The following is a 421-nucleotide window of genomic DNA, read 5'->3' as shown; positions in this document are numbered from 1 at the left end:
GTTCTGGAGTCCGCCATTGCCAATGCTGAGCACAATGATGGCGCCGACATCGACGAACTGAAGGTGAAAACCATCTACGTTGAGCAAGGTGCTTCTCTGCGTCGCTTCACGGCACGTGCCAAAGGCCGTGGCAATCAAATCCGCAAGCCCACGTGCCACGTGTACGTGACGGTTGGTAACTGAAAGAGGCCAGGAAGATATGGGACAAAAAATCCACCCAACCGGCTTTCGCTTGGCGATCAGCCGTAATTGGTCTTCTCGTTGGTACGCTAGTAACCGCGATTTCGCGGGCATGCTGGCCGAAGACATCAAGGTGCGTGAGTACCTGAAGGCCAAGTTGAAGAATGCTTCGGTTTCGCGCATTCTGATCGAGCGTCCTGCCAAGAACGCACGTATCACCATTTTCTCGGCTCGTCCGGGC

The 421-nt window shown here is 54.9% G+C and carries 2 protein-coding genes; both read left to right on the top strand.

Annotation, left to right across the window (positions count from 1 at the left end; all coding sequences use genetic code 11):
• On the top strand, positions 1-183 hold a 183-nt coding region (rplV, locus tag AC1D1Y_RS26550; RefSeq protein ID WP_477684976.1), incomplete at its 5' end, for a 50S ribosomal protein L22.
• Between the two features lie 16 nt (positions 184-199).
• Positions 200-421: KH domain-containing protein (locus tag AC1D1Y_RS26545; RefSeq protein WP_477684975.1), on the top strand; the 222-nt coding region annotated here is incomplete at its 3' end.

The organism is Polaromonas sp. P1_G1 (genome assembly GCF_056405595.1).
Note: the sequence above shows the minus strand (reverse complement) of the source record. Positions and strands in the feature narration are given on the sequence as shown.